The sequence below is a fragment of the Granulicella sp. 5B5 genome (genome assembly GCF_014083945.1).
In the GTDB taxonomy this organism is placed as follows: domain Bacteria; phylum Acidobacteriota; class Terriglobia; order Terriglobales; family Acidobacteriaceae; genus Granulicella.
Window position 1 is genome coordinate 2,583,803 of the sequence record NZ_CP046444.1, and the last position, 20,177, is coordinate 2,603,979.

The 20,177-nt window shown below is 55.3% G+C and carries 16 protein-coding genes and 2 tRNA genes; 12 read left to right on the forward strand and 6 right to left on the reverse strand.

Annotated features, from left to right (window positions below):
- Window positions 1-22 precede the first annotated feature (22 nt).
- The 7 genes from GOB94_RS10825 to GOB94_RS10855 all read left to right on the forward strand — a co-directional run bounded on the left by GOB94_RS10825 (window position 23) and on the right by GOB94_RS10855 (window position 7,396).
- Window positions 23-1,498: a polysaccharide biosynthesis C-terminal domain-containing protein gene (locus GOB94_RS10825; protein ID WP_182275936.1), complete on the forward strand. Its 1,476-nt coding sequence runs from the start codon at window positions 23-25 to the stop codon at window positions 1,496-1,498.
- An 86-nt stretch (window positions 1,499-1,584) separates the two neighbouring features.
- Entirely contained in the window at window positions 1,585-2,184 is a 600-nt protein-coding gene (locus GOB94_RS10830) for an acyltransferase (protein WP_182275937.1), read from the forward strand.
- A gap of 106 nt (window positions 2,185-2,290) precedes the next feature.
- Entirely contained in the window at window positions 2,291-2,899 is a 609-nt protein-coding gene (locus tag GOB94_RS10835; RefSeq protein WP_220464915.1) for a hypothetical protein, read from the forward strand.
- A 1-nt stretch (window position 2,900) separates the two neighbouring features.
- Entirely contained in the window at window positions 2,901-3,950 is a 1,050-nt protein-coding gene (locus GOB94_RS10840; protein ID WP_220464916.1) for a glycosyltransferase, read from the forward strand.
- 87 nt (window positions 3,951-4,037) lie between these two features.
- Window positions 4,038-5,168, forward strand: coding sequence for an NAD-dependent epimerase/dehydratase family protein (locus GOB94_RS10845; RefSeq protein ID WP_182275939.1), 1,131 nt, complete (start codon window positions 4,038-4,040; stop codon window positions 5,166-5,168).
- Window positions 5,161-6,108 carry a glycosyltransferase family 2 protein gene (locus tag GOB94_RS10850; RefSeq protein ID WP_182275940.1) on the forward strand — a complete coding sequence of 316 codons (948 nt, stop codon included), beginning with the start codon at window positions 5,161-5,163 and terminating at the stop codon, window positions 6,106-6,108. Before GOB94_RS10845 ends, GOB94_RS10850 begins: the two co-directional genes overlap by 8 nt.
- Window positions 6,109-6,283: 175 nt before the next feature.
- Window positions 6,284-7,396, forward strand: coding sequence for a glycosyltransferase family 1 protein (locus GOB94_RS10855; RefSeq protein WP_182275941.1), 1,113 nt, complete (start codon window positions 6,284-6,286; stop codon window positions 7,394-7,396).
- Between the two features lie 400 nt (window positions 7,397-7,796).
- Here the strand turns inward: GOB94_RS10855 and GOB94_RS10860 are convergent, their stop codons facing one another.
- The 3 genes from GOB94_RS10860 to GOB94_RS10870 all read right to left on the reverse strand — a co-directional run bounded on the left by GOB94_RS10860 (window position 7,797) and on the right by GOB94_RS10870 (window position 10,661).
- Entirely contained in the window at window positions 7,797-9,182 is a 1,386-nt protein-coding gene (locus GOB94_RS10860; protein ID WP_182275942.1) for an ATP-binding protein, read from the reverse strand.
- A gap of 3 nt (window positions 9,183-9,185) precedes the next feature.
- Complete coding sequence (locus tag GOB94_RS10865) at window positions 9,186-9,896, reverse strand: response regulator transcription factor (protein ID WP_182275943.1); 711 nt, start codon at window positions 9,894-9,896, stop codon at window positions 9,186-9,188.
- 673 nt (window positions 9,897-10,569) lie between these two features.
- A tRNA-Ser gene (locus GOB94_RS10870) sits at window positions 10,570-10,661 on the reverse strand.
- A 304-nt stretch (window positions 10,662-10,965) separates the two neighbouring features.
- Here GOB94_RS10870 and GOB94_RS10875 point away from each other — a divergent pair.
- The gene (locus GOB94_RS10875) at window positions 10,966-12,339 is read left to right on the forward strand and encodes an alpha-L-fucosidase (RefSeq protein WP_255483862.1); all 1,374 of its coding nucleotides are present in this window, start codon (window positions 10,966-10,968) and stop codon (window positions 12,337-12,339) included.
- 236 nt (window positions 12,340-12,575) lie between these two features.
- Window positions 12,576-13,622, forward strand: a complete 1,047-nt coding sequence (locus tag GOB94_RS10880; protein WP_255483863.1) for a LacI family DNA-binding transcriptional regulator — start codon at window positions 12,576-12,578, stop codon at window positions 13,620-13,622.
- Window positions 13,623-13,656: 34 nt separating this feature from the next.
- Here GOB94_RS10880 and GOB94_RS10885 read toward each other — a convergent pair whose 3' ends face one another.
- From GOB94_RS10885 to GOB94_RS10895, 3 genes are all read right to left on the reverse strand, one after another.
- On the reverse strand, window positions 13,657-15,099 hold the full coding sequence (locus GOB94_RS10885) for a phosphoglucomutase/phosphomannomutase family protein (RefSeq protein ID WP_182275944.1): 1,443 nt from the start codon (window positions 15,097-15,099) through the stop codon (window positions 13,657-13,659).
- An 18-nt stretch (window positions 15,100-15,117) separates the two neighbouring features.
- Entirely contained in the window at window positions 15,118-16,311 is a 1,194-nt protein-coding gene (locus GOB94_RS10890; RefSeq protein WP_346265618.1) for a sugar phosphate nucleotidyltransferase, read from the reverse strand.
- 228 nt (window positions 16,312-16,539) lie between these two features.
- Window positions 16,540-16,615 (reverse strand) — tRNA-Ala (locus GOB94_RS10895).
- A 261-nt stretch (window positions 16,616-16,876) separates the two neighbouring features.
- Here GOB94_RS10895 and GOB94_RS10900 point away from each other — a divergent pair.
- The 3 genes from GOB94_RS10900 to GOB94_RS10910 all read left to right on the forward strand — a co-directional run bounded on the left by GOB94_RS10900 (window position 16,877) and on the right by GOB94_RS10910 (window position 20,175).
- On the forward strand, window positions 16,877-17,572 hold the full coding sequence (locus GOB94_RS10900) for a sigma-70 family RNA polymerase sigma factor (protein WP_182275946.1): 696 nt from the start codon (window positions 16,877-16,879) through the stop codon (window positions 17,570-17,572).
- Entirely contained in the window at window positions 17,569-18,288 is a 720-nt protein-coding gene (locus GOB94_RS10905) for a zf-HC2 domain-containing protein (RefSeq protein ID WP_182275947.1), read from the forward strand. The genes GOB94_RS10900 and GOB94_RS10905 overlap by 4 nt, the downstream gene beginning before the upstream one ends.
- 210 nt (window positions 18,289-18,498) lie before the next feature.
- Window positions 18,499-20,175, forward strand: a complete 1,677-nt coding sequence (locus tag GOB94_RS10910) for a hypothetical protein (RefSeq protein ID WP_255483864.1) — start codon at window positions 18,499-18,501, stop codon at window positions 20,173-20,175.
- Window positions 20,176-20,177: the final 2 nt, after the last annotated feature.

Consider the following 20,177-nt stretch of genomic DNA (forward strand, 5'->3'; position numbering starts at 1 on the left):
GTCTGCAGCCAAAGGATACCGCTTGCGACGTCGTCTCATTAAGAACGCGATTTCAAATGTTGGCCGCGGCGGCGCTGCTGCCATCATCGCGCTCGTTCTTCCTCCGGTTCTTATCCGTTACATGCACAGTACCAACTATGCCGTATGGGTGCTGATCCTGCAGGTCAGTGCGTATATGGGGTTTCTCGACTTTGGGTTGCAGACCGCGGTGGGCCGGTACATCGCGTTTGCCGAAGAGAAACAGGATTATGACTGGAGAGATGGCATTTTCTCCACAGCGATGGCAGGATTATGTCTGGCTGCCACGGTAGGAATGCTGGCTGTGATCATCGTTGCTTTGTTTGCTGGCCATATCTTTCCAAGCGTGCCGGCCGCTCTGTTGCAGCCGATGCGCGTCGCGATTCTCATCGCAGGTGCATCGACCGCGATAGGTTTGCCTGCCTCAGCGTGGAACGGTGTGTTTGTCGGGCGGCAGCGCTTCGAGGTTCCAGCCATTACGGTGGCTTCCGGCAAGCTCCTCAGCTCAATCGGCCTGATCGCAGCAGCGATGACGGGCCACTCGCTTGTTTTTATGGCATGCGTGCTGGCTTCAGTGAATTTGCTGACGTATACAGCCCAGTATGTAGCTTTTCGGTGGCTTGCACCCGGCATTCACTACCGGCTTGGAGTGATAACGCAACGGTTGGTGCGTGAGCTTTCCAGCTATTGCCTCAGTCTGTCTGTTTGGTCCTTTAGCACTTTGCTGGTAACTGGTTTCGACCTCATTTTGGTAGGACGGTTCGACTTTAGCGCAGTACCCGTCTATTCGGCTTCCGCCGTCCTGATCACATTTCTTGGCGGTCTGCAGACCGCATTGTTCGGGGTCATTATGCCCCACTCCGCGACCTTGCAGGCAAGCGGCGATTCCAGGGGCCTCGGTGAGTTGCTATTGAAGTCCACCAAACTTGCAGTCATGTTTTTGCTGATTACAGGTTTGCCGCTTGTAGTTTTTGCTGGGCCGATCATCCGGGTCTGGCTTGGCGCCCAGTATGCGGTCAATGGCACGAATATTTTGATTGTGCTTGTCATCGGCAACATGCTTCGGCTTGTCGGTGTTCCTTATGCTTCCATACTGGTGGGTACGGGACAGCAGCGACTTGTTATCTTTGGGCCGCTGGCGGAGGGATTTACTAATCTCATCGCCAGCATTCTGCTTGGCTGGAAGTTCGGGGCGATTGGCGTTGCGTTGGGTACCCTGGTCGGTGCCATAGCGGGTTTAGCTGTCACTTGTTTGTACAATATCCCTCGAACACGTTCTTTCATGGACGTTCCTTCAAGTCGTCTCTTGAAAGAGAGCCTTGGATGGCCCGTGGTCTTTGCGCTGCCCCTCGTCACCGCGTCCATCTGTAGTCCATCGCCGCAGAGACAAAGATTCCTTGCTGTTGCTTGCTGCATCTTCGTTGCACTATGCCTGACACTCCTGACCCAAAGTTGGCGGCATCGTAACGAGGGAGTCTAGGCAAGAGTGCGTTGCTGACTAAATGCGAGATTGAGGCCAGAGATCCTCCGTGATCGATCGATAATAAGTAGAAAGGGAAATACGGCATGATTTGGAATAAGATGCGACCGTATTTAGTTAAGGTCAAGAGGTTTCTGCTTAACCGTCCTCATGGATTAAAGAAGCTGGGTAAAGATGCCCTAGTGGTGCGACCTTGGCGTTTTCAAGGCAGATCTCATGTCGAAATCGGATCGGGTTCGGCGATCATGCCTGGGTGCAATATCTGTGCCGTCGATCAGTACGCGGGCAAGAGTTATGACCCGTCATTGTCCATCGGTAATAGCGTTTACATTGGACATTATGCCTTCATCGCGGCGCTTGATTCTATTGTCATCGGTGATGGCAGTGCCTTGAGCGAACATGTCTATATCACGGATTTTTTTCATGGCTTCGAGCCGGACAAGGGCTTCATCATGGAGCAGGATCTGGTCAGTAAGGGGCCAGTGAAAATCGGGAAGAATTGTTTTTTGGGCTACCGCGTAGCTGTTATGCCGAACGTTACGCTTGGAGACTGGTGTGTTGTGGGGGCAAACTCAGTGGTCACCAAATCTTTCCCCCCGTATTCGATGATCGCCGGATCGCCGGCACGGCTCATCAAGCGATACTCCGTTGAACGACGTTCCTGGGAGAATGCTAGCCAGTCTTGATTTTCTTTCCCGGCCCTGTATGTGCCATATTTGGGGCCTTGGCTAACCTATCTGACAGCTCAGGCTTCTTCGTGTCCATGGTCTACATTTACAGTAAGTGAGCAAATTGGAAGAGAAGAATCTCGTGAACCATTTAAGGAGGAACGTCGACAAGGCCAGGAGAATACCTCCTCGTATTCGCGCGTGGTTGGTTTATCTTTTTTTCGGTGTCCGATTCAGGAAGTTCGGCAAACATTCAAAACTCTTCGGTAGCGACACGGTGACAGTAGGGACAGGTGTGACCGTGGGAGACTTCTGCTGGATTGAGGCTGTGACACAGTATGCCGGAGTCTCTTTCACACCGAACCTCACTATTGGCAACCGTGTGGCCATTAGCGATCTCACGCACATCTCCTGCGTGAATAAGATCATCTTAGGTGATGACTGTCTTATCGGGAGCAAGGTGTACATCGGCGATCACAGTCATGGATCAGTGAGGGATATTGAAGAGATTCTTACAGTGCCGCCTGCGCGCCGACCGCTTGGCGATGTTGGACAGATATCTGTTGGCGCTATGACGTGGATTTGTGACGGTGTTGTGATCCTAGCAGGTACCGAGATTGCGAAGTCGTCCATTATTGCGGCGAACAGTGTTGTTCGTCTCCGCGAATCGCGCCCAGCACTCATCGGTGGAGCGCCTGCAAAAGTAATTCGATATCTGGATGGAAATGAATAGCGTGACGCAATCCTCAACAGAGATTCATCGCAAGACCGCTGATATCTCTGTGGGCGTTCCGGCCTACTCGCGCCCTGGAGAGTTGGAAGAGTTGCTGCGGTCTATCTATGCACAGACTGTGTTGCCCGGAGAGATCACAATCTGCGAAGACAAGTCGCCGGAGCGTGAACAGATTCGTGCGGTGGTGGAACGCTGGCGCAAGCGCTTTACGGCAGACGGCTGCGTGATCAATTACATCGAAAACGAGAAGAACCTCGGGTTCGATGGCAACCTTCGAAGGGTGATCGGCGACTCTCACTGCAGGTGGGTGATGCTGATGGGCAACGACGACGCGATGCTGCCGCACTGCATTGAAACGTCGGCAAAGTATTTGAGCGAAAACTCCTCGATGGCGATGGTCTCGCGCTCGTTTGTCCGGTTCGATGAGAGTGCTGACAAGTTTCTGGGTGTGAGCCGCTTGTCCAATCAGAACCAGGTCTATAGGGTAGGCGATAGCCAGCCGCGGATGATCTTCAGGACCACAGGATTCATTGCGGGCCTTATTATCGATCGGCACTGGGCCGAGAGGTTGGCCACCGAACGCTATGATGGCACGCTCTACTACCAGATTTACCTGGCCGCAGAGGCCTTCTGCGAGCAGGGGATTGGATATATCGCGGAGCCGATTGTTGCGGGACGCAGCGGGAATGCACCGTTGTTTGGCGCATCGGCATCTGAAGGTGAAGTGCATATTCCGGGATCGTACAGCCCAAAGGGCCGGGCAAAGATGTGGGCGTCAGTTCTGCGCATTGCCAGAGATGTTGGCGCGCAGTTCCATGTGGATCTCGAAACAGACATCAAACATGACCTGGAGGTCAAACAGTCATTCCACATCTTCGAGATGTATGTGGGTTCGGACCGCGCAATCCTTAAGGAGATGCGTGATGAACTGGCGGCTTTGGGCCTCTTTGACCACCCGCTGCCGCGCTTCCTCTATGCTTTGAATTACACCCTTGGACGCCGGGCCGGCTTCTTTTATTACGGCATGAGAAAGGTCCTACAGCGTAAGTGAGCGCAGATGCCGAGTGATTGTTGAAATTGATGGGTTGATGGACAGAAGAAACAGGCTTGCAAGATACTGGCGGCCGCTGGAGGGATAGTGAAAGATAAGATTCTGATTACAGGCGGTGCAGGTTTCATCGGCTCGCGCCTTGCTCGTAAGCTGCTAGGTGCGGGCTACGGTGTATCGATCCTCGATAACTTCAGCCCTCAGATTCATGGCGGAAATAGGGATCTGCCCGAGGATCTTCGTGGCCATGCTGAGCTATTCCGCGGTGATGTGCGTGATGTGAGTCTTTGCGAGCGCGCCCTGAAAGGTAGCCAAGTGCTTGTGCATCTCGCAGCCGAGACGGGCACGGGTCAATCGATGTATCAGGTGCGCCACTACACCGATGTGAATATCGGAGCGACGGCAAGCCTGATGGAGATAATGCTCGCGGGGAATACTAGAGTGCGCAGCGTTGTGGTTGCGTCGTCGCGTTCCATCTATGGTGAGGGTGCAGCAAAGTGTTCAGAGCATGGCACCGTATATCCGGAGATGCGATCGAGCGCAGCGATGCAGAAGGGCGACTTCGAACCGAAATGCCCGATCTGCGGCGCCGCTACTTCGATGGTATCGACGCCTGAGAATGCGCCCTTTCACCCGTCTTCACTGTACGGGTTGACGAAGCAGGTTCAAGAGCAGATGGTGCTGATGTATGCCACAACTTTGGGTATCAACGGGTTCGGCCTGCGGTATCAGAATGTCTTTGGTCCTGGGCAGTCGTTGAAGAACCCCTACACGGGCATCCTGGCAATTTTTTCCAACCAGGCGCGCGCCGACAAGCCGATCTATGTATTTGAAGATGGACTGGAGAGTCGCGATTTTGTGTACGTCGACGACGTAGTCGAAGCGACTTTTCGCGCTGTGGAGGCGCCTCCGCAAAAGCCCGCGGCGCTCAATGTGGGAACCGGCGTGGCAACGACAGTAAGTGAACTTGTCGAGCAGGTCATAGCATTTTTCTCAAGCAAGTCGGAGGTCACGGTGACCGGTGCTTTTCGTGAGGGAGATATTCGCCACAGCTGCGCGGACACAACACAGCTTGAACGCGTCCTCCATTACAAACCCACATGGACTTTCGAAGCCGGCATGCGCGAGTTCCTCGGGTGGGCGGAGAGCCAGGCACTGGAAGCGAGCAACTATGAACGATCACTGGACGAATTGAGATCGAAGGGGTTGATGCATGGATAATGATCTGAACCGTGATACGCAGGCCCGGCTTAAAGGTCACGGTCGCATTGGGGTAGTAACGGTCACCTATAACAGTGCTTCGGTGCTGCAGCCGTTTATGGAGTGCGTTGCGAAACAAACTCATGTGGACTTCCTGCTCTACATAGTAGACAATGCCTCGAAGGATGCGACGCTGCAGATGGTCGCAGACTTTGCAGATCCCCGTTTTATACCGATACCAAGTGCCCAGAATGTTGGTGTGGCGGAAGGGAACAACCTGGGAATTCGCGCCGCACTTGAAGCGGGATGTGACTCCGTCTTATTGCTCAATAACGATACGGAGTTCGGTCCAACAATGCTGAAAGAATTGGCCCACGGGCTGGAAGATCATCACGTGGAGATGACGTGTCCGAAGATGATGTACTTTGATGAGCCTCACCGCATTTGGGCGGCAGGTGGGACGTTCCAACCCTTGTATGGCTATCGAGGCGTTCACTACGGCGAAGGCGAGATAGACCGTGGGCGGTATGATGAAGAACGGATCGTTACATATGTGCCGACTTGCTGCGTGCTAATTGCACGTTCAGTGTTCGATAAGATTGGCATTATGGACGCGCGATATTTCGTCTATGTTGATGATGTGGACTTCATGTACAGGGCGTTGATGGCCGGAGTCAAACTCTTCTATTTGTCGAAGACCGTACTTTTGCATAAGGTGTCTTCGTTGACTGGACAGGAAGAGTCAACAACGATGATTCGTTTTTGTACACGCAACCGTGTCTACTTTCTCCTGAAGCATCTCGGTTGGGTACGCTCTTCGCCATATTTGTTTGCTTATCAGGCCCATTATCTTTTGGCGTTGGTGAGGGGGAAAATGCGACGGTCGGTGTATTCCAAGAAGCAAACCGCGGTAATTGAAGGTATGCGGATGTTCCACGCGGCACAATCGGAAAAGAGATAGCTCTAAGTAGAAAGTCCAAGGGACCTATGCGTCCTGCGCAGCACTATCGAGAAGTATTGTGCCTTTTAGTTCATCGTGAAAAAGGCAAGTGATAACACGCAAAACGATGACTGAATATGGCTGAAGTACTGGATTAATCCCCTTTTGCTTTAGTAAAACGAAGGCGATGGCTTGAATGTTTCGAGGAAAAATGCAACCGGTATATATCAATGGACGTTTTCTCGGCGCGGCCATTTCTGGGGTGCCACGATACGGCAGAGAAATATTGTCTGCATTGGATGAGTTTTTAGCTGAATCTGAATACTCTGGCCAAATCGAGATCCTGGTTCCGCGATCAGTTCAGGTCGATGTTGCCTATAGAAAGATGACCGTCCGCCAAGTTGGGTGGCTTACTGGCCACGCATGGGAGCAGTTAGAGTTGCCCTTTTATAGCTGGGGAGGTGTATTATATAGCCCCAGCGGGAGCGCACCGCTTCTGCACCCTCGCAATGTTCTGACCATTCATGATGCTATCGTCTTCGCTTATCCCGATGGTTGTCCTATCGCTTATCGGCTTTGGTATTGCTTTTTGTCGATCGTGCTATCCCGAACTGCGGCGCATGTTATGACTGTTTCTGAATTCTCAAAACGAGAAATTACACATTACTGCAAATCCAACCCTCATAAAATAACGGTTGCATACCCGGGCGTTCAATATCTCGCTTCTGTACCTGGCGATAAGTCGATTCTGGCGAGATACTCGCTCCGAAAGCATGGCTATGTGCTGGCTGTTGGTTCATCAGCCCCTAATAAAAATTTTGCAGGCATTCTACGGACGGCGGACCGACTAGCGTCTACCGGTATTGATGTGGCGCTTGTAGGTAAGACCGGCGTCAGCGTGGGGCAGCATGGGATAAAGATGAAGCAACTGGACATGTCCCTCGTGAAGGATATTGGATTTGTGACAGATGCGGAACTGCGCTCGCTGTATGAAAACGCTGGGGCCTTCATATTTCCTTCGTTTTACGAAGGCTTTGGCTTGCCTCCGCTTGAAGCGCTTTCTTTGGGATGCCCTACGGTCATTTCTAATTGTGCATCATTACCAGAGGTTTGCGGGGAAGTTGCTCTGAAATGCGATCCTCACAGTACAGAAGATATGGTGGCAAAAGTTCAAAATGCGATTCATCTTCGTGAAGATGAAGGAAACGCCATACGTTTCAAGAGGTTTACCACGCGATATGAAAATCGAGACAGTGCGCTACGTGTGTGGAAGGTAATTCTAGCCGTACAATCAGGTGGTAGAGCTTGACTCAATAAAGAGGGCACGGAGGTTACGGTCTGACTCGACTGTCCCGTATAAGTATTATCGATTATCAAACATAGTTACATCGTGCAGATCGCATTGAAGGGGCCGATTGAGACAGCTCTTGTCCGCGGTGAGCGGTGGCGTAAGTTACGATATTGTGTGCTTGGTGCGGTGGATGGAATACTTGACAAAATGGGTTCGCATGTGGGTTTGTAAAATACCTGATGCACCCTGTAAAGAGTGACAAAGCCGAGAGGAGTCCAGGCTGTAGGGGGCAACTGAAGTAGATTCGATCAGAACTATAGAAGTAAATCTGGCAATGCATGGCAGACTCAAGGATGTTTGTGGATATCAAAAGTATTGTCCCGCAATTTACAGAGTGGCCTCTGTTGTTGCTAGGTTTTCAGTTTTCAACTTTGAGGGGAAAGAGGAACTCGATAGAAGTCCCGCCTTCAGTACGGTTGACTGCACGCAGCGTACCGCCATGTAGTCGCACTGCACGCTCGGTGATGGCAAGTCCGACACCAAAGCCGCCTGTGGCGGAGCTTCGCGCCTCATCGACACGGTAGAAAGGTCGAAAGATGTGTTCCAGTTCCGCATCCGGAATGCCGGGGCCGCAGTCGGTGACTTCGATCACGGCACTGTGTCCCTCCTCTGCAGCCGTTGCGCGTAGTTGAATCGTAACCTCGGTATTCGGTGCAGTGTATCGAATCGCATTTCTCACAACGTTTTCAATCGCTCTATAAAGAAGATCCCAGTCGCCCATGATGGTGCATTCAGCATTCTGCACGAGGCGTACCTGGCAAGGACGTCGCTGCGCCTCGTACTCTGCGTCAGGAAGTAGTTGCTTGCAGAGGTTGTTGAGTGAAAGGGATCTAAAGGCGGAGACTCCATCACGAGCTTCCATGGACGAGAGCGTGAGAAGCTGACCGATGAGTTGATTGAGCTTCTCTCCTTCGCGCTCAATGCGCGTCAGATGCTCTCCCAACTCCGGGCCCGCATCCTCACGAGCCAACTCCAGGGCAACGCTCAGTCGCGAAAGCGGTGAACGAAGCTCGTGAGACACGTCTCGTAGCAGAAGCCTCTGCGCGCCAACAAGCGATTCCAGCCGTTCGGCCATGTGGTTGAAGTCGTGGACAAGCCCCTGGAACTCGTCGGAGTGAGACCGCAGGGCACTCGACGGTGGCTCCTCGACACGTGCAGAAAGGTTGCCCTGTGCAAGTTCGCGAGCGGCTCGTCGTAAACGGACGAGTGGACGGCTAAAGAGCAGCACCAACACGAACGTCGTCAACCCGCCTATCGCGATAGCAACCGGCAGCTGAGGGAATGCGTAGTGAAGGAGGCTCCAATGTCGCTCCCGTCGTTTCGAAGAAGGAGGGGGTTGAAACCAAACGTACTCGTAGTGGCTGTCGTTACGGGCTAGTACAGGAACCAGCCAGACGTAAGAGGCGCCGACCCTCCTACCCTCAACGCGATTGGGAAAGTGAGCAAGCAAGCCAGGCAGTGAGAGGGCATTCGACGTGCGACAGACAACGTTTCCGGTTGGTTGTAGGAGCATCGCTCCTGAGGGTTCATGTCGGTTGCCGTTCTCTGCAAAGCTGGCGCAGCCACCTTGCTCATATGCGAGAAGTCCCACGTTTCCGTCGTGCTGCAGGTTGCTGTCGAGTGCGTCCGAGACGATGTTGGGACTTGGGAAGCGTTGCCTCACAATGAATGTCGTGGAGATCACGAAGATGAGGCTTTGGGCCAGCCAGAAGATCGCAAAAATTTTGAAGAACAATCCGCGCATGCATCAGCCTCGTTCGCTTGGGAGTGGTCGACGCAGGACGAGTTGATAGCCTGTTCCGCGCACCGTTTTGACACGCTCTTCGCCGCCGCCGTCGCTGGCCAACTTCTTTCTGAGCCGGCTGACGTGCATGTCGAGGCTTCTATCGAATGGATTGAATTTGCGCTCCAGCACATCCTGCGCGAGGCTTTCGCGGTCTACCACCCTGCCTGGAGAGTGCATGAGTACTTTGAGCAGCGCAAACTCGACGTCAGTGAGTTCGACTTGCTTGCCAGCCCGCCTAACGGTTCGTGAGGCAGGGTCAAGTACCAGGTCTTCGACTACAAGGGTGTCCGATTCGTTTGTTGCCACTCCCGTTTCGCTGCGCCGACGGACGGCACGGATGCGCGCGAGCAGTTCGCGTGCGTTGAAGGGCTTTGCGAGATAATCGTCCGCTCCCATCTCCAGGCCAACGATGCGGTCAACGTCTTCTCCCCGGGCGGTGAGCAACAATACACTGTCCCGAGAGAAAGTGCGGATCTGCTTGAGGACCTCGAAGCCGTCCATTCCAGGCAGCATCACGTCCAGGAGAATCATGGGCCAACTGCGGCTGCGTGCGGTCTGCAGCCCGGCGTCTCCACGGTGGACAGCGTAAACGCGCAGATCGTAGCGCCCGAGATACTCGGTCAGCATCTCGCACAGTTCCACATCGTCGTCGATCAGGAGAATGTCTTCCATCGTTCGTGTTCGTCCTCAATCAGGGTAACTCCGGCGGCGGCAATAGCTGCGGAATTAGCTGTAAAGAATGGTCACGGCGGCAGTGACAAAATATTACAAAACGTTACGCGATGTGGCCGCACGGTCATGGCCGATGCGTTCTGCTGGAGATGTATTGCCGTACCGGACGCTGCTGTTTGGGCGTCGGAGGTGAAAGAATGCGCTATCGGAAGGCTTTTCGATTCAAAGAGTGGGAGTTGCTGGTGACGTTGGCGCTCGTGCAGTTTATGTGTGCACTGGTCCTATCCACCGGATATTTCCCGGAGTTGGCCACCCTTTCGAGCCAGTCGAGTTATAAGCCAGCTAGAGCGGCGAGGTTGTTTCAGGCAGCTCAGGGGAAGGTATATTGCGCTCTCATGGGAGCATCTCGCATAGCAGGATGAAGAAGCGCCATGGAGGCTGCTACGGCGATGGCATCTGGTCGCTAGCCGTTCGATGAGGCAGGCTCGGAACTGGAGCCCGGGCTTGGGGCGCCGATGGACTTGTCCGCACTGCTTCCACTGGTTGCGAGAGAAAACAGCGGGTTGAGAGTGTGCCGCCTATCCCTGTCCGTTCATGGCCGCACATCCTGCCTCCTGCACGAAGGCGGTTTAGGCGGAGTGCTTATCAATCGCTGAGGGCTTTTAAACAGAAGTGGCGGAGAGTGAGGGATTCGAACCCCCGATAGCCTTGCGACTATGTCTGATTTCGAGTCAGGTGCATTCAACCGGGCTCTGCCAACTCTCCTGCATGCACTATTTTACTGCATTGTCAGCGGACAGGAAAGAGCAGAGAGATTGAGCACTCCTCCTGGATGTTTCATTTAAGTATTTTCTTGGCGAAAATATTATCCAATTAGTGAAAATAACATTGACATCGATTTTGTCCAGACGATACGATTTGCGGGACTATCGAGAGGACATTTACGCGTTTTATGGGGGCACTTTTCGAGACGTTCTGCAGTGAAAGGCTGATGTGTAGCTGTCCAAGGGCACTATGCCTCAGCGAGAATCTGGCTTGAAATGGCCCAATAATGGAGATGAATTCCAAAATGACAGCAAGCAATCAGAAGCTGACTCGTCGCAAGATGCTCCTTGGGGGAGCGTCATCTACCCTGGCAACATTATCAGGCCACTCTTTCGGGGCGCAAACGGCCGCTCCTTCGGCCGCTCCGGAGAACCGGAACTCCGGGCCGGTTGCGCCTACGCCGGATCAAGTGCGCCGAATGAAATGGTGGCATGAGGCGAAGTTCGGAATGTTCATCCATTTCGGACTCTATAGCCAACATGCACGCCATGAATGGGCGATGGAGGACGAAGCAATTCCTACGGCAGAGTATGTACCGCTAGCGAAAGTCTTCGATCCGGCACCGCACTCGGCTAGAGCATGGGCCAAACTGGCCAAGGCTGCGGGGATGAAGTACATGGTGATGACGACGAAGCATCATGAGGGCTTTTGCAACTTCGATACGAAGCTTACGAACTACTGCGCAACCAAGCAGGGACCAGGCCGAGACCTCGTACGCGAATATGTAGACGCGGCGCGGGAAGAAGGACTGCGTGTGGGCTTCTATTACTCCTTGATGGATTGGCATCATCCGGATGGGGCCAAGTGCGCAACGGATGAAGATGCACGGAAACGGTTCGTGGAATACACGCATGGCTTGATTCGGGAGTTGATGAGCAACTATGGGAAAGTAGATGTGCTTTGGTATGACGTGGCGTGGCCACTCGATGCAGAGGGTTGGGAATCAGAGCGCATGAACAAGATGGTCTTTGAGCTTCAACCGGACATCATTGTGAACAATCGGAACCATCTGACCGGTGATTTCTCTACGCCAGAGCAAAAGATTGTAGCGGAGACCAACGGGCGCGCTTGGGAAAGCTGCATGACGCTCAATGACAGTTGGGGTTTTCAGCGGGCTGACGACAATTGGAAGAGCTCGAAGACGGTCATTCGTAATCTCATCACCTGTGCACATGATGGTGGAAACTACCTGCTGAATATTGGTCCGCAGCCTGATGGGGCGGTGCCTCAGGAGTCGATTCGTGTGCTTTCAGAGGTTGGCGAGTGGATGGCCACCAATGGGGACGCGATCTATAAAGCCGACCTTTGCCAACCGCGGCGTTCCAATTATGCGTCCTTTACCCGCACGGGCAATACGCTGTATATGCATGTGCACTTCTGGCCGGGCTCGGACGTGGCGATCTCGGGCCTGATGGTGAAGGTAAAGTCCGCCCGCCTATTGAAGACCAATCAAGAGGTGAAGTTCACGCAGGATCCATACCGAGTTCATCTGGTTGGGTTGCCTGTAGACGCGCCCGATACGCCGGTGACAACAATTGCATTGGAGTGCGATGGCGAGCCAACTCAGAATACGGATTTTGTCCGTAATAGCAAGCCGCGTGGCGGAGTGAACATCTGAGGACTCGCAGTGCCTCTACGAAAGACGAACCGGAATGGGCAGTGATGACTGTGAATATCTCCACTGTCCGCACGGTCGCTTTATAGCGCGAAAGCGGATACCTGGTTGCGAGATTCTCGCATGGCCTCGAATGTCCTGCCGCAGATCTCAACCGGCCACAGGGCGGATTGTACCGAGTGGCGTACTTTGTTTCGTTGTTAGACGGAATCCCTTGCAATAGACTGGCAGAGATATCGATGGCAACCAAACGCTCAGCTTCATTAGAGAAGCCCATACGGCCTGTCAGCTTGAAGATGCTCGCTGAGTATCTCGACTTGAGCGCTGCTACGGTGTCGTTCGTGTTGAATGACGCGCCGAACCGTTCGATACCTGAGACGACCAGGCAGCGCGTGCGCGAAGCGGCAAAGCGGTTTGGATATCAGCCGAGCCATATTGCCCGCTCGTTGCAAGGGCGACGGTCACTCACGATGGGGATTCTGTTGCCAGAACTTAGCGATGGTTATCACTCGCAGGTCCTGAGCGGTGCTGCGGATATCTTGATGAAGGATGGGTACTTTTTTCTTACCGCGCATCATCGCCATAAGGCCGACCTCGTTTCAGAGTACCCAGGATTGCTCGTCTCACGCGGCGTAGAAGGCATTTTGTTCATCGACACTCACTTCGAAAAAGCTCCCCCATGCTCTGCGGTATCCATTGCTGCACACACCGTCGTTCCTGGCGTTGCGAACGTGGCGCTGGACCATGAGCGGGCGGCGGAGTTGGCATTAGGTCATCTTTATCAATTGGGCCATCGGAAGATAGCCTTCATGCGCGGCCAGCTTTTCAGCTCCGATGCGCGCAGCCGTTGGCGCTCAACTCTTCGCGTCGCCAGATCGCTGGGGCTGCAGGTATCGCCGGAGCTCACGATGCATCTTGACCGTCACAGCCATTCGCCGGAGCTCGGATACAGCAGCGTACAACAGCTACTCATGCGCAGACGCGATTTTACGGCGGTGCTTTGCTTCAATGATGTGGCTGCGATCGGCGTGATCCGGGCGCTGCATGATGCAGGACTCCGTGTCCCTATCGATGTATCCGTTGTTGGCTTCGATGACATCATGTCAGCGGAGTTTTATACGCCGCGTCTGACAACAATTAGGCAGCCGTTACAGGAGATGGGCATGGTAGCCGCATCGTTGCTTCTTAAGAAGCTGTCGGGGGGCAGAGTGCCTGAGTTATCAAAGATTGAGCCTGAGCTTATCGTCCGTGAATCAAGCGCGCGAGTGAGGTCATCGCGCAAGTAGGTCGGAAGGTACGCACTATCGCACGTAGTGCGATTTAGCTTGTTTCCCCAGCCATTACGAATGCTTGTGCTGCGCTCAGTACCTGCTGCACGCTCTCCTGACTGCAACTCTCACAGTAGACGCGTAGTAAAGGCTCTGTGCCGCTAGCCCGGAGCAATAGCCATGTCTCTGCTGCGTTCGGTTTTCCTGAGCAGGTGGGATTTTCGAGGAAGAACTTGATGCCATCCAAAGTCTCGATCTTGAGCACCTTCAATCCTGCGATGTCCTTCAGTCCCGCTTTTGCTCGCCGGATCGCGGACTCCTTTAGCGCGTCGTTGATGTGCATGTCGATACGGCCATATTGGTGCTCGCCGTACTCTGCCTGAAGGGCCGCTACAAGCTCACCGAGGGTCTTATGCTCATCGGCCATGACGTTTGCCAGCAGAAGACTATTCAACAGGCCATCACGCTCAGGCAGATGCTTGCTGATACCTACTCCGCCTGACTCTTCGCCGCCGATGAGAATGTTCTGCTCCAGCATGAGATCACAGACATATTTGAAGCCGATGCCATGCTCATGCAGCTTTCTTCCGTACTTCGCAGCGATACGGTCAAGCATTTTAGTGGTATTGAAAGCGCGCGTCACGTCGCCAGGCCAATCCTTGCGAGTCAATAACCACTGCAGGATCACCGCGAAAATCTTATGAGCATCTACAACGTTTCCGTGCTCATCGACAGCGCCGATGCGGTCTGCGTCGCCGTCTGTGATCAGCCCTGCCGCACACTTTTCCTTTACAACTACTTCGCGTGTGGCGGCAATGTGAGGCATGATCGGCTCAGGGTTGATGCCGGGGAAGGCCGGGTTGTATTCACTCCGCATGGTCGCGTAAGGGACTCCGGCACGCTCAAAGATACCTGCGATGTAGCCACTTCCCGCGCCATACATCGTATCGATAAGGAAGCGATATCCGGAGGCTTTGATGATCCTCAGGTCAACGAACGCTTCGAGGGCGTGGATGTATTCGGGGGAGAAGTCGACTTCTTCGATCGCTGCCGGGTGAGCAGCCTGAGGCAGTTCCTTGCCGAGGTATGTTTCAATCGACGCGATAATTGAAGGCTTACCCGAGCCACCGTAGCTTGCCTTGTACTTTACTCCGTTCCACTCAGCGGGGTTGTGGCTCGATGTGATCATGACGCCACCGGCCGCCTTGCGCCCGCGAACTGCGAAGCTCAACTCCGGCGTAGGCGTTACTTTGCTTGCGAGGGCGACGGGGATGCCCGCTGATGCCATCACCTCAGCAACGATTTTTGCGAATGACCGCGAGCCGAAACGAGTGTCATAGCCGATGCAGACGCCGGCTTTAGGGTTCTCGTGCTCAAGCACGTAATGAGCGATCGCTCGCGCGGCGACGCGGACATTGGCATAGGTAAAGTCGTCAGCGATAATCCCACGCCAACCGTCTGTGCCAAACTTGACCATCGAAATTGCTTCACTCATTGATCGTACTTTCCTGGTTTAGATCAGGTGCATCTTGCCTGCACTCTTCAATTCTGCAACGACCTTGCCGACATCCTGCGATCCATCGCGCGTAGTAATAAGAGTGGCATCGTCTGTCTCAACCACAACGAGATCCTTTACGCCGACCAGCGCGACGGTCTTATTCGGGGAGTAGACGTAGCAGCCTGAGGAGTTGATTTGCACATGGTGCTCCGCCTCGACCACGTTTCCGTTCTGTACTTCCTTGCACTCCGACACAAACTCATGCAAAGCTGCCCATGAGCCGAGATCGTTCCATGCGAAGTCCGCAGGCAGGCAGTACAACTCACTCTCGACTTCGCCCTTGGCAGAGCGTGGCTCCAAGACCGCGTAATCAATTGAGATGGACTCGCATTGGGGATAAAGCTCTGCGAAGACCGATTCAAATTGAGGAGTGCCCCAGGCGGCAGCGATGCTCTGCAGCAGCGGAGCCATCTTTGGCGAGTGTTCGCAGATGGCGTCCGCTAGGGTCCTGGCGCTCCAGAGAAACATCCCGCTGTTCCAGGCATAACGGCCTGAGCGGACAAAGCTCTTGGCTCGAGCTTCGTCAGGTTTCTCGGTAAATCGCTTTACGCGACGAACGGGGATAGCCTCGCCGCCAATTGTCACTGGGGGCGCGGCTTCACCCATCTCGATGTAGCCGTAACCTGTTTCGGGGCGCGAAGGGGGAACACCGAGCACAACCATGCGAGGGCCGGCCGCAGCCAGCTTGATGCCGGCCCGTAGAATCATATGAAAGCGTGCCACGTTGCCGATGGTGTGGTCTGACGGAAAGATTCCGATGACCGAGTCCGGGCTCTCCTTGAGGAGAAGAAATGCCGCCAATGCGCATGCCGGCGCTGTGTTTCTTGCCTCGGGCTCACGCAGGATGTGGTCTTTTGCCACATCGGGCAGTTGGGCTTCAATGGTCTTGTAAAGGAAATCGTTGGTGATGACCCAGACATCGTGGCCTGGCATCATGTCTTCGAGGCGCGCTACGGTTTGCTGAATCATCGTCCGTTCGCCGTCCAACTGCAGTACCTGCTTGGCCCGGCTGCGCCGACTCCTGGGCCAGAACCGCGTCCCACTCCCCCCAGCCAAAACAACAGCAGTAAAAGGCCTTTGCATACGAAATCCTCTTTCGGACAATGTTCGTACCTTGCGGTGTAGGCTTCGCAAGTGCCGCCATGTCATTCCGACTCTTTATTCTACCGGCAGGTGCTAGATGGCAGAACGTAGTCTCTGTGCGTTATAGGATGCAGATGACGGACATGCGAAAAGAATCATACCTTTCGGACGGCCGAAAAGCAGTGTCAGGCTCATATGTTCTTGAAGTTCGTCGCAGGCAGCTGCCATATCCACGTAAGCCGCTTAGGGGATGCGGAAAGGGCATGTATTGCCGACAACCGTCTGTTAGGAAATTGGTGGACCTGATCGGGATCGAACCGATGACCTCTTCCATGCCATGGAAGCGCGCTCCCAGCTGCGCCACAGGCCCACTTATTCGGTGGGGGACAACTTTTCTATTTTCGCGGATGATGAGTGGTAAGTCAAACCTGAGCAGGAACAAAGCTATGCCTTGCGGTGTCTATACATTCAGAGTGAGCGAGCACTCGGGCCGCCGGCGGTCGCTGTTCCAGCTCTCTTGACGGATTGCGCAGGTCTGGACAGGCTAGGCCACAAGAGCCTACTTTAACGATACCGGCGCCAGATATCGTTTTGCTGGTGTTTCGGGGCCAAAGATTCGGAGAGGTTGTCGATGAGCGATCTCGCAAGTGCAATTGGAGTCAGGGCGGGGGAACAAGACCTCGTTGCGGAGCTGCAGGCCGGCTCTGAGGCTGCCTTTGCGCTGCTTATTGCTCAGTACAGCCACCCGGTCTACTCGCTGATGGCGCGCAGTCTGCGCGACCCGGTCGATGCTGCCGATGTGACGCAAGAGGTGTTCGTCAAGGTATTCCGGAACATATCTGGCTTTCATGGCGACTCTAGCCTGCGGACGTGGATCTACCGCATTGCGCTGCACGAGGCCAGCAATCAGCGGCGCTGGTGGAGCCGGCATAAGAGGCAGGAGCTCACCATCGATGCTCCGTTGGAGAATGAAGAAGGTGAGACCTTCTGCCTGGCGGACGCTCTTGCAAGTACCCAGGCTTCACCGTTCGATTGTGCCGCGAACATGGAGCTAGAGAAACGGATCACCTTGGCCCTGCAGGTGCTGCCCGAAGCCTTCCGTGAGGTGGTGGTTCTTCGCGAGATGGAAGGGTTTGGCTATGAGGAGATCGCCGAGATATTGGGTGTCAACCTCGGTACGGTGAAAAGCAGGTTGACCCGCGGGCGGGCTGCGTTGCGGGAGGCCCTTGTGCAGGACGGGAGGAACGAAAGTACGGTGACCGGTGCGACTACGACCGCACCCAACGAGCCGACGTCGGCGGTGAAAGCGCAGGTGGTGAAAGCATGAGCTGCGAAGAGAAGTTCGAGATGTTGCCGCACCTTATCCACGATGAGGAGTGCGCGTGGGCGCGCGAGTCGTTTTCGTCCTATCTGGATGGCGATATGAGCGGTGTGGATATGGCTGCGCTCTCGGACCATCTGGAGCTGTGTGGAGATTGCGCGATGGAGTTTGCTGCCTGGCGTGATGTGCAGAGTGCACTTGCGCAGGTTGGTTCGGCGCATGCGCCGATGCGCCTGCAGGCACAGTTGCGTGCTGCGATTGCAGCAGAATTTGCGCGGGGCGCGCATCTACCTTGGACAGGGCGGTTGCGGATGGCGTGGGATCGTACCTTGGGGCCGCTGGCTGTGCGTGTGAGCGGTGGGCTGGCGCTGGCGATGTTGCTGGTTGTCGGCCTGGGGTGGATGTTTGCGGTGCCGATCGCAGTGCAGGCCGATGATGATGGCCTGGCCGACCTTCGCGCGCCGCGATACCTCTACTCGCAGGTGCCTCCTCAGCCGATCGCGACGGACCATGACGTTCCTCTTGTTGTAGAGGCGAAGGTAGATGCGGCAGGCCGTGTGTATGACTACACGGTGCTTGCGGGCCCCGGCGATGACCAGAGGGTGAAGCTGCAACTCGAGCAGAACCTGCTGGCGAGCGTGTTCCGCCCAGCGACGGTCTTCGGCGTGCCCGTTCCGGGGCATGTCGTGCTGACCTATGCCGGCGTCTCGGTGCACGGATAAGGGCGCCAAAACTCCCCGCAGCGCCTTATCCCCAGCTACCTTTAGACTAGAACGGTGCGTCGAAACCGTATTGTGACTTTCCGTAACACTCTCGTCCTTCCGCTTGCGCTACTGATTCCAGTTGCGCCGGCCATGCTTGCCCAGAACCCGTCCTCGTCGACGATGTCGAGTTCCTCGCAGTCGTCCTCATCCTCGAGCCCAGGCAGTCAGGTGCAGGATCAGCCGGGTGTGGTGGCGCGGCCGCGGGCGGCCCAGATTGAGCCGGGTGGCTCCGCTGTGACGCTGGAGGTGAGCGAGCCGCTGTTCCAACTGGCTGCGGCGTTGAATACCTGCGGTTATGACGCTGACCTGGACAAATCACCGCCAGTGCGGGCGGAGGTTCGGGCGGATATGAATGCGGCGCTGGCGGGCTCTGAGAGTGCACGCGGGAGCCGCGACAGGCTCTGTGACTATATTGATAAGCACCACCTGAATGACCTCGGCCTGGAGATTGCGCAGTACGTTTCGCTGGCGCTATATCTTTCGCCGCCACCTGAGCTGACGCCGAACGTGGATGAGACGCAGTTGCCGCCACAGGCTGCCGCGGTGGTGAATATCCTGCCTCTGCTACGGGATTTTGCCGAACAGATCGACCTGCACTACATCTGGCTGAAGCATCGCGCTGAATACGAGGCGCTGACAGCACGGGTGCATGACCCGATGACGCAGATGATTCTCAATACGAACATCTATCTGCATCAGCCGGTGTCGAGCTACGACGGACGGCGATTTCTGGTGCTGCTGGAGCCGATGTTCTCGCCGAACCTGACCAATGCGCGTGTTTACGGCAGCGACTACATTATTGTGACGTCGCCGGACAACCGGGCGACGGGTGACCCGGTGCGGATGGATGAGATACGGCATATCTATCTGCATTATGTGGTGGAGCCGATGGTGTACAGCCGCGGGTCGGCGATGGAGCGCATTCAGCCGCTACTGAGCGGGGTGCAGGATGCGCCGCTGGAGTTCTCGTACAAGAGCGACGTGGTAGCGCTGCTGACGGAGTGCCTGATCAAGGCGATTGAGGCGCGGACCTACGTGATCGCCGAGCCAAAGCCGCAGAAGCCATCCGGCGCAAAGGCGCGCGAGACGCTGGACCAGTATCAGGCGTTGATGGCGATCTATGATAAAGAGACGGCCTTGGCGCGCCAGAAGCTGGTGACCAGCGATGAGGAACAGGGCTGGACGATGACAGGCTACTTCTACCAGACGCTGGGTGTGATGGAGCACAACGGCGATGGCCTGCGCGATGAGATCGCTCCGATGATCTACGGCATGGACGTTGACCGCGAGCGCAAGCATGCGGAGAGCATCATTTTTGTGAAGAATGCTCCTGCGGATCCCCTGCGCCCGGTGGCGGCGCCCCGCAAGCTGGAGGGTATGGACCTGGCGGAGGTGGACTTGCTGAAGGGCAATCCCGATGACGCCGCCGACCTGGCAGACAAGGCGCTGGAAGACCCGAAGGGCGATCACGGTCGGGCGACCTATGTGCTGGCCCGGGTGGACCTGATGCAGGGCGACCCGGAGAAGGCGCAGAAGGAGTTCTCTACGGCGCTGACACTGAGCCATGACCCGAGGACGCTGGCGTGGTGCCACATTTACCTCGGGCGGTTGTACGACATCGAGACCGCGCCGGAGCGGGACAAGGCGGTCGCGGAGTACAAGGCAGCTCTGGAGGTGAGGGACGGACGGCCGGACACGCGGCAGGCGGCGGAGGCCGGGGTTGCGAAGCCGTATGCTCTGCCGCAGCGGGTAGGGTCAAAGCCGGTGCCGGACGACGACAAGGACTTCGACCCGACTGGCAAGGCCGAGAAGCAGGCCTATAAGCCGAACGCACCGAACGAGTAACC

Excerpts from the sequence above, each read along its gene's own strand:
- GOB94_RS10860 (WP_182275942.1), bottom strand. The coding sequence starts at position 9,182 with ATGCGCGGATTGTTCTTCAAAATTTTTGCGATCTTCTGGCTGGCCCAA.
- GOB94_RS10830 (WP_182275937.1), top strand. The coding sequence starts at position 1,585 with ATGATTTGGAATAAGATGCGACCGTATTTAGTTAAGGTCAAGAGGTTT.
- GOB94_RS10880 (WP_255483863.1), top strand. The coding sequence starts at position 12,576 with ATGGCAACCAAACGCTCAGCTTCATTAGAGAAGCCCATACGGCCTGTC.
- GOB94_RS10850 (WP_182275940.1), top strand. The coding sequence starts at position 5,161 with ATGGATAATGATCTGAACCGTGATACGCAGGCCCGGCTTAAAGGTCAC.
- GOB94_RS10885 (WP_182275944.1), bottom strand. The coding sequence starts at position 15,099 with ATGAGTGAAGCAATTTCGATGGTCAAGTTTGGCACAGACGGTTGGCGT.
- GOB94_RS10890 (WP_346265618.1), bottom strand. The coding sequence starts at position 16,311 with ATGACATGGCGGCACTTGCGAAGCCTACACCGCAAGGTACGAACATTG.
- GOB94_RS10865 (WP_182275943.1), bottom strand. The coding sequence starts at position 9,896 with ATGGAAGACATTCTCCTGATCGACGACGATGTGGAACTGTGCGAGATG.
- GOB94_RS10905 (WP_182275947.1), top strand. The coding sequence starts at position 17,569 with ATGAGCTGCGAAGAGAAGTTCGAGATGTTGCCGCACCTTATCCACGAT.
- GOB94_RS10855 (WP_182275941.1), top strand. The coding sequence starts at position 6,284 with ATGTTTCGAGGAAAAATGCAACCGGTATATATCAATGGACGTTTTCTC.
- GOB94_RS10900 (WP_182275946.1), top strand. The coding sequence starts at position 16,877 with ATGAGCGATCTCGCAAGTGCAATTGGAGTCAGGGCGGGGGAACAAGAC.
- GOB94_RS10875 (WP_255483862.1), top strand. The coding sequence starts at position 10,966 with ATGACAGCAAGCAATCAGAAGCTGACTCGTCGCAAGATGCTCCTTGGG.